The sequence below is a fragment of the Nonomuraea antri genome, from assembly GCF_013283785.1.
In the GTDB taxonomy this organism is placed as follows: domain Bacteria; phylum Actinomycetota; class Actinomycetes; order Streptosporangiales; family Streptosporangiaceae; genus Nonomuraea; species Nonomuraea antri.
This window is the reverse complement of the sequence record NZ_JABCPZ010000100.1, coordinates 24570-35630: the sequence shown is the minus strand read 5'-3', so window position 1 is coordinate 35630 and position 11061 is coordinate 24570. Positions and strand designations below refer to the sequence as shown.

Here is an 11061-nt window from a genome sequence, read left to right as displayed (position 1 = left end):
GCCACCTACGCCGACCCCGCCCACCAGCTCACCGGCATCCTGCTCACCCAAGTCGGCGCCTCCACCCCCGACTCCATCCGCCTCATCCACGACTTCTGGACCACCCTCTACCAGGCCATCGACGCCTAACCCCGACCCCGAACGACTTCGAAGGAGCACCAAGCCATGACCGTCACCCTCACCGACCAGGACAAGATCACCCTGCGCACCGCCGCCTACGGCGCCGTCTCCCTGCTGGCCGCCGCCGACCCGGCCGGCTCCCCCCACAAGGCCGCCACCAACGGCTCCCTCGCCCTGGCCTCCGCGACCGGCCCGATCGGGCACGTGCTCGCCGAGAAGTCGACGCCCGTGAAACTGACCGGCAGAACCGCCGCCGACATGGCCGACCAGGCGCTGCCCGCGCTGACCGCGTCCATGAAACTGCTCAAGGAGCAGCTTCCGGCCGAGGCCGGCAACTTCCGCACCACGATCACCGTCGCCATCGACGCGGCGACCGGTGGCGCGCCCGGGCCGGTCATGGCCGAGATGGTCCGCAAGATCATCGAGGCCCTCGACGCCGCCTGACGGAACCCGAGGTCACCGGCGACAGGCCGGATCAGTGAGGGGCGAGCCGGCACGGCTCGCCCCTCACTGATTTGCGCCGCCGCGTGCCGGCGTTGCGTGAGGGCGTCTCCTAGTGGCGGTGGCGTTCCGCCTTGTCGAGTTCGCCGAGTGCCCACAGTGCCCAGTCGTGCGAGGCCTCGTACTGGCGCAGGCCGTAGCCGGCGGCGAGCCAGCCCAGGCCCAGCCTGCCTGCCGCGGAGATCGGCGTCTCCTCGGACAGGATCTCCTTGAGCTGGCCGGCTTCCCGCTCGCAGTGGGCGGCGATGTCGTTAAGGATCTTCCTGGCGTCGCCGGGGTCGAGCGCGGACAGCAGGAAGAGCCGCAGCACCCCCTCGTTGCGCACCGTGCCGCTCTCCCACGGTTCGAGCAGCCACGCGCGCAGCTCGGCGAGGCCCGCCGGGGTGATCCGGTGGATGCGCCGGCCTCGCGCGCCTTCCTCGGCGCATTCGATCAGGCCCTCGTCGGTGAGCCGGGCCAGCTCCGGATAGATCCGGTTGTGCCCGGCCTGCCAGGCGTATCGGCCGAGGTCGCCCTCGAATTCCTTCGCCAGTTCGTATCCGCTCGCAGGCCGCTCGGCCAGCAGGCCGAGCAGTGCGTATCGCAACGCCATGCCGCTGATCTTAGCATCTCCAATTGGATAGGTTGGAGTTGACATATCCAATTGGAGATGTGCAGACTCAGGGCAGCATCGAGAGGAGCGGAGATGACCCAGACCCCCGCCTACCTGAGCGGTTTCATGGCCCCGGTCGCCGACGAGATCGACGCCGCGGACCTGCCCGTGACCGGCACGCTGCCGCCCGAGTTGTCCGGGCGTTACGTGCGCAACGGGCCCAACCCGTTGCCCGGCGAGCCGTCCGACCACTGGTTCCTCGGGCACGGCATGCTGCACGGCGTCCGGCTGCGCGCCGGCCGCGCCGAGTGGTACCGCAACCGGTGGGTCCGCACGACCCGTCTGGCCGGACGACCGGAGTTCAGGCCGGACGGCAGCCTCGACCTGTCCGCCGTGTCCGCCAACACGCACGTCATCGAACACGCCGGCCGGATGTACGCGCTGGAGGAGGGCGGGCTGCCGTACCAGGTCACGCCGGAGCTCGACACGGTCGGCGCGCACGACTTCGGCGGACGGCTCACCACCGCCATGACCGCGCACCCGAAGCAGGACCCCGTGACCGGTGACCTGCACTTCTTCGGGTACGGCGCGTTCGCGCCGCACCTGACCTACCACCGGCTCGACGCGTCGGGCGAGCTGGTGCACAGCCGTGAGATCACCGTTCCCGGGGGCACGATGATGCACGACTTCGCCATCACCGAGCACTACGTGATCTGGCTCGACCTGCCGCTCACCTTCCGTCCCGAGCTGGTCGGCAAGACCATGCCGTACCAGTGGGACGACGGGTACGGCGCGCGTCTCGGCGTCATGCGGCACGACGGGCCGGACGCCCCGGTGCGCTGGTTCGACGTCGATCCCTGCTACGTCTTCCACGTCGGCAACGCGCACGAGGACGCCTCGGGACGCGTCGTCCTCGACGCCGCCCGCTATGCCCGCGCCGACTTCACCGCCATGTGGAGCACGGCCGGCGGCGCGGACGACCCGGCCGGGCCCGCCGCCGCGGCCGCCGCCTCCCCGGCGGGTGGGGCCCGGCTGCACCGCTGGACGCTCGACCCGGCGACCGGCGCGGCCAAGGAGGAACTGCTCGACGACCGCCCGGTGGAGTTCCCGACGCTCGACGACGAACTGGTCGGCCGCGACGCGCGCTACCTGTACGCCGTCACCGGCCGCGAGATCGTCAAGTACGACCGGGTCGGCGGACGCTTCACCGAGCACCCGATGCCCGAGGCGACGGTCACCGGCGAGGCCGTCTTCGTGCCCGCCACCTCGGGGCCGCGCCGCGAGGACGACGGCTGGCTGATCTCCATCACCACCACGGCCGACGGGAGCGCGTCGAGGCTCCTGGTGCTCGACGCCTCCGACGTCGCCGCCGGGCCGGTGGCGACCGTCGAACTGCCGCGCGGCGTGCCTGCGGGCTTCCACGGCTCGTGGTTCCCGGACGAGCCGGCGTCCTAATACGAATCGCGCCGATGGCCGGTGGCGGAAACGTTCTTGACTCGTCTCGTGCAGGGCGTATCTTCCGATTAGGAAAGTTTCTTACCTGTAAGTGCCGTTCACCTTCGCCTTCGGAGGAAGTGCACATGCGAAGAAACCTGGCCGCGGCTGTGTCCGCGACCGCCCTGCTCACCGCCTCACTGCTGGTGGGTTCCGCGTCCCCCGCCCACGCCGCCCTGACGGGGTGCACCGCGTGGCATTCGTACAACACCGCCTACAGCAAGTGCACGGGCGGCACGGGCCTGCAGGCGATCGTCGCCTATGGCCGGCACGTCAATCCTCAAGTGGGATACGTCTACATCATCGGCCCCTCGGTGGGAGTCGGAGAGGTGTCGAAGATCAGCTTCCCGGGGACACTGGGGGGCTACTACTACTCATTGATGAGCGGCTGAGACGCGCGAGCGGGATGACGACGCCCCCACCTCCAGCGCGGAGGTCGGGGGCGTCGTGGTGCGTGGCCGCTCCTCGGCGGGCGTTCAGTCCTGTCGGGCATCCGGCCTGATCGCCTGACACACGCGGGGCTGTCCGGGTCAGGTGATGGGCTCGGGTGGGGTGGCGTGGCCGTGGGCGAACTCGGTGGCGAAGGACTCGTCGCCGAGTGCCCGGCGGGCCGCGTCGCCGATGCGGTTCACGTCGCCGCGTTCGGCCGGCGGCAGCGGCGCGCCCACCGACTCGCGCAGCGCCGCCGCCGCGCCCAGCAGGCGGGCCGCCTCGACGTGCCGTCCGGCCGCCGCCTCGGCCCCCGCCAGCCCCTCGAACGCCAGCGCGACCGCGCGCCGGTCGCCAGAGCCACGCGCCGCCGCCAGCCCTTCACGGTGGACGTCACGGGCGGTCTCGGCGTCGCCGCGCTGCTCGGCGATGAAGCCCAGCTCGGCCAGGATGAGCGCCAGCGCGATGTCCGAGCCGATCTTCTTGTCCCAGTCGAGCCAGTTGCGCAGGTGCCGCTCGGCGTCGTCGAGCCGGCCCTGCCGCCGGGCGCTCAGCGCCAGGCCCAGCTCGGCGAACTCCGCGCCGACCAGGTAACCCTGCTCTTCCGCCAGCTTCCTGGCCCGCTCGTGCAGGTCGTCGGAGAGCGCGTAGTCGCCGGTCAGCAGGGCGATCCTGCCCAGGGCGGAGAGCTTGTCCGATACGTCGCTGCCCAGTCCGAGGTCCTCGGCCATGCGCAGGGACTCGCGGTGCAGCCTGGCCGCCTGCTCGTAGTCGCCGACGATCTCCGCGTGCGTGCCCAGCGCGTACGCCGCGTGCAACTGGCCCCACCGGTCGCCCAGCTCGCTGAACAGCGCCATGCTCTGGGTGCCGTACTCGGCCATCGTGGCCAGGTCGCTGCGCATCATCGCCTGCCTGGCGCCGGCGGCCAGCGCGGCGGCAGCGCCCCACTGGTCGCCGATGGCGCGGAAGACGGCCAGCAGGTCGCCGGTCGGCTGCTCCTCGACCGCGCCGAGGTGGACCAGCGCGCGGAACCACTCCGCGCGCATCCGCCCGGTCAGCGCCTCCAGTTCGCGCGGACGTTCGCCCGGTACGGGCGCGGCGGGGTCGGGCAGGTCGCCGGTGCGGAAGGTGAAGGCGGCGTGCCAGATGCGCGCGGTGTCCGCCGCCTCGGCCACGATCACCGTGGGCGTGGGTTGCTGGGCGGTGCCGGTGCTGACATCGGTGCTGGCGTTGGCGGACAGGGCCAGGGAGAGTGACCTTAGGCCCTCGCCCAGGCGGCCGCGCAGCACCCAGTACCAGGCCAGCGAGTTGACCAGCCGCAACGCCTGCCCAGGTGCGTCGCGGACGGCCGTCTCCAATGCGGCTCTCAGGTTGGCGGTCTCGGCGTCCAGGCGGCGCAGCCACTGGCGTTGTGCCGGTCCGCGCAGGCCCCGGTCGGCCGCGACCGCCAGCTCGACGTAGTAACGGCGGTGCCTGGCCTCGATCTCGGCCAGTTCGCCCGCCTCGCGCAGCCGCTGCCTGCAGTATGCGGCCACCGACTCCAGCAGCCGGTAGCGCGGGCCCTCGCTGTCCTCCCTGGCCGACACGCTGACCAGCGAGCGGTCCACCAGACCGGCCACCAGGTCGAGCACATCCGCGCCCACGACGACACCGGCCGTCCCACCGGCGGTCCCCGTCACCGGCTGGTCGTCCGCGCACACGCCTTCCGCCGCCGCCAGCGTGCAGCCGTCGGCGTGGACGGCCAGGCGGCGCAGCACCACGCGCTCGGCCTCGGTGAGCAGCTCCCAGCTCCAGTCGATCATCGCCCGGAGCGTGCGCTGCCTGGCCGGGGCGTCGCTGGCCCCGGCGCCCAGCACCCGGAACGGGTCGTGGTCCAGCGCTCCGAGCCGGGCGGCCAGTTCGTGCACGCCCAGCGTCCGTACCCGGGTGGCGGCCAGTTCCAGCGCGAGCGGCAGCCCGTCGAGCCGGCGGCAGATCGCCGTGATCACGTCGGCGTTGCTCTCGTCCAGCGCGAATCCAGGCGCGCCGGCCGCCGCGCGCGTCACGAACAGCCGCACCGCGCCGGGCTCGGCCAGCGGCGGGACGTTCCACAGCCGCTCACCCGTCACCTCCAGCGGACGCTGACCGGTGGCCAGCACCCGCAGTCCAGGCGCGGTGCGCAGCAGCAGGGAGACCAGCTCGGCCACCGGCGACACCACGTGCTCGCAGTTGTCCAGGACCAGCAGCAGCCGCCTGGAACGCAGCGATTCGGCGAGGTGGTCCTCGATGGCGGTGGCGGCCTCGTCGCGGATGTTCAGCGTCGCGGCCACCAGCTCGGCGACCTCGCACCGGGACGCCCCGCCGGGCAGCGAACCCAGCTCGACCAGCGTCACCCCATCGTCAAAGCCCCCGTCCGTAGAGGCCCCGTCCGCGGCGGCCCCGCTGGTCAGGCGTCTGGCGGCGGCCAGGGCGAGTTGGGTCTTGCCCACGCCGCCCGGCCCCGTCAGCGTCACCAGCCGGTGCCCGCCGACGAGCGCGATCACCTGCTCGACCGCCTCCGACCTGCCGATCAGGTCGGTGAGCGGGGCGGGCAGGTTGCTCGGCGGCGCGGCGGGCGCGACGCCCAGCGACGGGTCCTGACGGAGTATCGACTGGTGCAGCGCGGTCAGTTCGGGGCCGGGGTCGACGCCCAGTTCGTCCGCCAGCCGGGTACGCAGGTCGCGGTAGCCGTCGAGTGCCTCGCTCTGCCGTCCGGCCCGGTAGAGGGCGCGCAGGTGGGCGGCGCGCAGCCGTTCCCGCAGCGGGTGCCTGGCGACCAGGTCGCCCAGCTCGTCGGCGAGCAGCACGTGCTCGCCCAGCTCCAGTCGCGCCTCGGCCTGCTCTTCGACGGCGGTCAGCCGCAGCTCGGCCAGCCGGGTGACCTCGGGCCGGGCCCACTCCTCGTCGGCGAAGTCGATCAGCGCGGGGCCGCGCCACAGGGCCAGCGCGTCGCCCAGCAGCGTCGCCCGCGCCTGCGGCGTGCCCGCCGTGCGCGCCTGGGTCAGCAGGGACTGGAACCGGCCGACGTCCACGGCGTCGGCGCGGACGTCGAGCAGATAGCCGGGCTGGCGTGAGACGACCAGCTCGCGCGCGCCCGGCTCGGCGTCCTCCAGCGCCCGCCTGAGCTGGGAGACCCGGGTCTGCAGCGCGTTCGCCGGGTTGGCGGGCAGGCTCTCGCCCCACAGGTCGTCGATCAGCCGGTCGGCCGGCACCACCCGGCCCGCGCCGATCACCAGCTCGGCCAGCAGCGCCCTGACCTTGACCTCGGGGATCCGCACCGGCCGTCCGTCGGAGGTCCACACCGTCAGCGGACCCAGCACCCCGAAACGCATGCGGCTCACAGTACCGAAACGTCCGAAGCCGGTCCGAAGCGGATCTGGAGGGCGTCCGAAGCCGGCTCGCGCATGGTGAACCCACACGAAAGGAGGTGCGCCGTGCAACTGTCGATCATCGTCGGGGACGACCGGGACCGCGCGGGCCGGGCCGTGGCCGCCTGGCTGGCGGACCGGGTCTGCGCCAGGTACGGCCTGGAGGCCGACCTGCTCGACCTGGGCGCCGCCTGCCTGCCCGACGCGGTCTCCGGCCTGACGCCCGGCGCGCTGCCGCGGCCGCCCGCGGTGCTGGACCTGGCGCCGTGGCTGGCCGCCGCGGACGGTTTCGTGGTGGTGGTCCCGGTACGGGTGCCTCGGTCGCTACGCAGCGCCGTCGCCTGGCACGCCGCCGAGTGGCGGGCCAAACCGGTGGCCTTCACGCTCTACGGCGCGCCTCCGGGCACGTCCGGGCAGCACCCGGTCGTGCCGGAACTGCGTTCGATCTTCGCGGCCGTGCACGCGGTGACCGTCGGCCAGGTCGTCCACCACGAGGACGCGGACGACAGCCGGTACGACGACACGGACCGCCTGCTCGACCGGCTCACCTCACGGGCCGGCGCGCTGCGCGCGGTCCGCTCGATGTCTCCCGACCCCCTGCTGAACAGGAAGAACTAATCATGTCTCGACAAATCGCCGCTCGTGCCGGAGCCAGGGAATGGCTCGGACTGGTCGTGCTGATGTTGCCCACGGTCCTGCTGTTCCTGGCGATGACCGTGTTGTTCCTGGCCACCCCGCACATCGCGGTGGACCTGAACCCGAGCAGCGCCCAACTGTTGTGGATCAACGACATCTACGGCTTCATGATGGCCGGCCTGCTGGTCGCGATGGGCACGGTCGGTGACAGGATCGGCCGGCGCAAGGTGTTGCTGTTCGGCGCGGCGGCCTTCGCCGTGGCCTCAGTGGCGGCGGCGTTCGCGCCCACCGCCGAGTTGCTGATCGCGGCCCGCGCGGTGATGGGCGTGGGCGCGGCGGCCGCGATGCCGTCCACGTTGTCGCTGATCAGCAACATGTTCAGGGACGCACGCCAGCGCGGCACCGCGATCGGCCTGTGGGCCGCGTCGATCTCGCTCGGCGTGGCGATCGGCCCGCTGGTCGGCGGCCTGCTGCTGGAGACGCTGTGGTGGGGCGCGGCGCTGCTGATCGGCGTGCCGGTGATGGCCGTGGTGCTGATCGCCGCGCCGATCCTGGTGCCCGAGTACAAGGCCGAGCAGGCCGGCCGCGTGGACGTGCCCAGCGTGCTGCTGTCGATGGCCGCGCTCATCCCGCTCGTGTACGGCGTCAAGGAACTGGCCAAGACCGGCTTCACCGCGGCCGCGATCCTGACCGTCGTGGCCGGGCTGGCCTTCGGCACCGTGTTCATCCGCAGGCAGCTCCGCCTGGAGCACCCGCTGCTGGACATGCGGCTGTTCAACAACCGGATCTTCAGCGGCAGCCTGGCGGTCTTCCTGCTCTCGGCCATCGCGCTCGGCGGCGTCTACCTGCTGTTCACGCAGTATCTCCAGCTCGTCGCCGGCCTGTCGCCGCTGGCCAGCGGCCTGTGGATCCTGCCTGCCGCGCTGCTGCTGATCCTGGTCTCGACCGTGTCTCCGGCGATCACCCGGCGGGTGCGCCCGGCGTACGTCGTGGCCGGCGGCACCGCGTTCTCGGTGGCCGGGTATCTCGTGCTGACCCAGGTCGAGAGCGTGGGCGGCCTGCCGCTGCTGCTCGTCGGGTTCTTCCTGCTCTACCCGGGCATCGCGCCCACCATGTCGCTGACCACGAACCTGGTCATCGGCGCGGCGCCGCCCGAGAAGGCGGGGGCGGCCTCGGCCGTCAACACCACGGCCAGCGACCTGGGCACCTCGCTCGGCATCGCGCTGCTGGGCAGCGTCGGCGCGGCGGTCTACCGGGCGCAGATGCCGTCGGGGGTGCCCGCGGCGGCCGGTGACACGCTCACCGGCGCGCTGACCACGAGCGAGGGCCTGGCGCCCGCCGCCGCCCAGGCGATCCTGGAGCCGGCCAGGGCCGCGTTCACCACCGGGCTGAACGTGGCGGCGCTGGTCGCCGCGGTCCTGGCCGGCGTGGCCGCGCTGCTCTCGGTCACGCTGCTGCGCCGGGTGCCCGCGACGGGGCGGCCGGCCGCCGAGCCCGCGCCCGAGCGCGAGCCCGAGCTGGTGAGCTGACCCGACGGCCTCCACCGGGGACCACGTGGAAGAGGACGCCACCCCGCCCCGGTGGAACCGGACGAAGGGCCGCCTCCGCGAGGAGGCGGCCCTTCGTGATGTCGGACTACGGACCGGGTGGTCAGGCGACCGAGTGACGCAGGTGCTCGCCGGTCAGCGAGCCCTTGAAGCCCAGCAGCTCACGCGGCGTGCCGGTGAACACCACCTCGCCGCCGTTCTTGCCGCCGTCGGGACCCAGGTCGATGATCCAGTCGGCCTGCTCGATGACGTCCAGGTTGTGCTCGATGACCACCACCGTGTTGCCCTGGTCGACCAGGCGGTCGAGCAGGGCCAGCAGGGTGTCGACGTCCGACATGTGCAGGCCGGTGGTGGGCTCGTCCAGGACATACACGCTGCCGGTGCGGTGCAGCTGGGTGGCGAGCTTGATGCGCTGCCGCTCGCCGCCCGACAGGCTGCTCAGCGACTGGCCCATGCTCAGGTAGCCCAGGCCGACGTGGATGAGCGCCCGCAGCTTGGCGTGGATCGCCTTCTCGGTGAAGAACGCCACGGCCTCCTCGGCCGACATCTCCAGCACGTCGGCGATCGACTTGCCGCGCAACTTGTGCTCCAGCACCGACTCCTTGAAGCGGCGGCCGTCGCAGGTCTCGCAGTGGGTGGTGACCGGGTCCATCTGCGCCACCTCGGTGATGATGACGCCGCGGCCCTGGCACTCCTCGCAGGCGCCGTCGGAGTTGAAGCTGAACAGGCCCGGCGCGACGCCGTTGGCCTTGGCGAACAGCTGCCTGATCGGGTCCATCACGCCGATGTAGGTGGCCGGGGCGGAGCGGCTGGACGCGCCGATGGCCGACTGGTCGACGAACACCGACTCGGGGTAGGTGTTCATGAACACGTCGGCGATCAGGCTGCTCTTGCCCGAGCCCGCCACGCCGGTCACCGCCGTGAGCACGCCGGTCGGGATGGCCACGGAGACGTTCTTGAGGTTGTGCAGCGTGGCGCCCTCGATCGGCAGCTTGCCCTGCGGCTCGCGGACGTCGTCCTTGATCCGCCCGGCCCGGCGCAGGCCCTGGCCGGTGAGCGTGTCGGCGGTGAGCAGCTCCGACACCGGGCCCTGGAAGACGATCTCGCCGCCGTGCGCGCCCGCGCGCGGGCCGACGTCCACCACGTGGTCGGCGACCGCGATCACGTCGGGGTCGTGCTCCACCACGAGCACCGTGTTGCCCTGGTCGCGCAGCGCGCGCAGCAGCGTGTTGAGCCGGCCGACGTCGCGCGGGTGCAGCCCGGTGCTCGGCTCGTCGAAGATGTACGTGACCCCGACCAGCGTGCTGCCCAGGTGCTTGACCAGCTTCAGCCGCTGGCCCTCGCCGCCGGACAGCGAGGAGGTCTCACGGTCGAGGCTCAGGTAGCCCAGGCCGATCTCCGCCACCCGTTCGAGGGCCTGGCGGGCGCCGTCGGCGATGGGGGAACCGAGCCCGGCCAGCACCTCGATCAGGTCGGTGACCTGCTGACCGGCGTAGTCGGCGATGTTGCGGCCGTCGATCGTGACGGCCAGCGCCTCCTGGCTCAGCCGCGCGCCGTCGCAGACCGGGCAGATGCCCTCGGTGATGAACGGCTTGATCGACTCGCGGGTCTTCTCGCTCGTCTCGCGCTTGAGCGCGTTGCGGACGAACCGGTTGTACAGGCCCTCGTACGTCATGTTGAACATGCCGCCGACCGACACCTTGCCGGTGCCGTACAGGAAGGTGTGCAGTTCTTCCTCGGAGTAGTCGAGCAGCCGCTTGTCGGGGTCGAGGGCCTCGTGGCTGCCGTACATCTGCCAGTTGACGCTGCCGACCTTGTAGCCGGGCAGCAGGATCGCGCCCTCGTTGAGCGACTTCGTCCGGTCGATCATCGATTCGAGCACCGGCTGGACCGCCCGGCCCAGGCCGTCGCACTCCGGGCACATGCCCTTGGGGTCGTTGAAGGAGAACAGCGACACCGGCTTGTCGCCCTGCCTGGCGAACAGGGCCCGGACCATCGGCATGATGTCGGTCATGGTGCCGACCGTGGAGCGGGCGTTGCCGCTGACCGGCTTCTGGTCGACGATGACCGGCGTCGTCAGGTTCTCGATGGCGTCGGCGTGCGGGCGCTCGTACTTCGGCAGGAAGTTGCGGATGAACCAGCTGAACGTGCCGTAGAGCTGGCGCTGCGCCTCGACGGCGATCGTGTCGAACACGATGGAGGACTTGCCGGACCCGGAGACCCCCGTGAACACGGTGATCTTGTTCTTGGGGATCTCCAGGGACACGTCCTTGAGGTTGTGGACGCGGGCGCCAATGATGCGGATGGTGTCGGTCACCGAGACATCTTGCCGAACGCGACCGACATTTCGCGAAAG

General features: G+C 71.9%; 8 protein-coding genes. 5 read left to right on the top strand and 3 right to left on the bottom strand.

The window, feature by feature from the left end; genetic code table 11:
- The first annotated feature begins 165 nt into the window (after nt 1-165).
- Nucleotides 166-564, top strand: a complete 399-nt coding sequence (locus tag HII36_RS28960) for a hypothetical protein (RefSeq protein WP_173526433.1) — start codon at nt 166-168, stop codon at nt 562-564.
- A gap of 109 nt (nt 565-673) precedes the next feature.
- On the opposite strand, the gene HII36_RS28955 is transcribed toward HII36_RS28960, so the two are convergent.
- Nucleotides 674-1213, bottom strand: a complete 540-nt coding sequence (locus HII36_RS28955; protein WP_173526432.1) for a PadR family transcriptional regulator — start codon at nt 1211-1213, stop codon at nt 674-676.
- Between the two features lie 93 nt (nt 1214-1306).
- On the opposite strand from HII36_RS28955, the gene HII36_RS28950 reads away from it, so the two are divergent.
- Both HII36_RS28950 and HII36_RS28945 read left to right on the top strand, forming a co-directional pair.
- Nucleotides 1307-2668 carry a carotenoid oxygenase family protein gene (locus HII36_RS28950; RefSeq protein WP_173526431.1) on the top strand — a complete coding sequence of 454 codons (1362 nt, stop codon included), beginning with the start codon at nt 1307-1309 and terminating at the stop codon, nt 2666-2668.
- A gap of 125 nt (nt 2669-2793) precedes the next feature.
- Nucleotides 2794-3099, top strand: coding sequence for a hypothetical protein (locus HII36_RS28945; protein WP_173526430.1), 306 nt, complete (start codon nt 2794-2796; stop codon nt 3097-3099).
- A gap of 138 nt (nt 3100-3237) precedes the next feature.
- Here HII36_RS28945 and HII36_RS28940 read toward each other — a convergent pair whose 3' ends face one another.
- The gene (locus tag HII36_RS28940; RefSeq protein WP_173526429.1) at nt 3238-6486 is read right to left on the bottom strand and encodes a BTAD domain-containing putative transcriptional regulator; all 3249 of its coding nucleotides are present in this window, start codon (nt 6484-6486) and stop codon (nt 3238-3240) included.
- Between the two features lie 102 nt (nt 6487-6588).
- On the opposite strand from HII36_RS28940, the gene HII36_RS28935 reads away from it, so the two are divergent.
- A complete protein-coding gene (locus HII36_RS28935) occupies nt 6589-7140 on the top strand; it encodes an NAD(P)H-dependent oxidoreductase (RefSeq protein ID WP_173526428.1) in 552 nt (183 codons plus the stop codon).
- 2 nt (nt 7141-7142) lie between these two features.
- Nucleotides 7143-8687 (top strand): MFS transporter, encoded by a 1545-nt coding sequence (locus HII36_RS28930; RefSeq protein WP_173526427.1) that lies wholly within the window; start codon nt 7143-7145, stop codon nt 8685-8687.
- Between the two features lie 121 nt (nt 8688-8808).
- Here HII36_RS28930 and HII36_RS28925 read toward each other — a convergent pair whose 3' ends face one another.
- Nucleotides 8809-11022 (bottom strand): excinuclease ABC subunit UvrA, encoded by a 2214-nt coding sequence (locus tag HII36_RS28925; protein ID WP_328807943.1) that lies wholly within the window; start codon nt 11020-11022, stop codon nt 8809-8811.
- Nucleotides 11023-11061 lie beyond the last annotated feature (39 nt).